Here is a 1,354-nt window from a genome sequence, read left to right on the forward strand (position 1 = left end):
GGATCAAGCGGAATTCTTGGGGGGAAGGAAGTTTAAGCATAGATTTTAGAAAGTCTGAACAGAAAGAATTTGACATCTCTTACGCCCCTGGAAGTAGCCCTGAAAGCTTTCACTTTTGCATTGAAAGATTCAGCAGAAGCATTGGTTGATCTGTTTGTAAAGAAATTCAGAATAGATAAATAATGAGCCTGTATGGATCTGGATACTGTTCTGAATGCTTCTATGGCTGAATCTTCCACATCATTATACCACAATGCCAGTCTTTTAAATGCCTGCTCCTTGCTCTTACATACCTTAAATATTTCTCCTAACCTAAGGGATAGTTTATAAGCCTTTTTTAACTCCGGATATCGCTCAAAAAGTAGTTCAGCCCGATTTTTCTGAACCTGAGTCCATTTGCTGTGGTGCTTGAACAGCAAATATCTGCTTCTGGCCAGCAATTGTTTTAAGGTATCTCCATTGGAAAGCACTTCCCCACGGAAGATGGTTTTGTTTCTCTTTGCCTGTTTAATGGCCTCGTTTTCTGCATCCAGAGCTTCCCAGCGATATTTGATCCTGCATTCCTGTACAGCATCATAAGCCAGCTTTTGGACATGAAAACGGTCAATAACCCTGTGCGCATTGGTAAAACATCTTCTGATGGCCAACTGCATATTTGCAGCCATATCCATGGTGACTTCCTGTACTTTTTTGCGAAGTCTTTCCGGTATTTTCATCAGTACACTTATGATATCTTCGGCTACGGTTCCTTTGATCATCGCTACAATAGCGCCTTTACGTCCTTTCGCTCCTTTATTAGTGACGATAGTATAGAGCTCTCCGTTGGATAAAGCAGTTTCGTCGATACTCAAATAAGGACTGACATTCTTTGTAAACAACATCCACTCATCCGCATGATCCTTCTGCTCCCAGCCGTTGTAATCGCTGATATGCTCTTTGTATTGTTCTTGAAGCTGTTTGCCGTCTATCTGAAAATAATGACCTAAATGATAGCAACTGATCGGATGATTATCCAAATATTCCTTTTAAAAAAAGACCGAATTCCGTTGTCATTCGTGCCCCTTTTCTTACTAAATCCCAATCCCTGCTGATAATCAAACCACTGTTTTTAACAGTCCAGCGCCGCCTTTTTATACATAAAGCTACTTTCTGACCGCGAATGGGGAAATCCTGGATGCTCACCTCTGGAAAGAATCCCTTGGACTCAAGGTCTTTATTTGCATACCCATCTGGGGCTATATTTTTCTCTTCAAGGTAGATGTTTAGCATCTTACCTTCTTTTTCTACCTGCGTTAATTCAAAATAATCCAGAATACCTTCCGGTAATAATAAACTGATCAGGGTTTGCTCGGCT

The 1,354-nt window shown here is 40.8% G+C and carries 2 protein-coding genes; both read right to left on the minus strand.

Going from position 1 to position 1,354, the window contains the following annotated elements; translation table 11 throughout:
* Window positions 1-32 precede the first annotated feature (32 nt).
* A complete protein-coding gene (locus H9X96_RS22375) occupies window positions 33-1,016 on the minus strand; it encodes a transposase (RefSeq protein WP_222943970.1) in 984 nt (327 codons plus the stop codon).
* On the minus strand, window positions 1,009-1,354 hold a 346-nt coding region (locus H9X96_RS22380; protein ID WP_370576777.1), incomplete at its 5' end, for a transposase. The genes H9X96_RS22380 and H9X96_RS22375, both read right to left, overlap by 8 nt.

The organism is Pedobacter sp. N36a (assembly GCF_014472395.1).
Classification (GTDB): Bacteria; Bacteroidota; Bacteroidia; order Sphingobacteriales; family Sphingobacteriaceae; genus Pedobacter.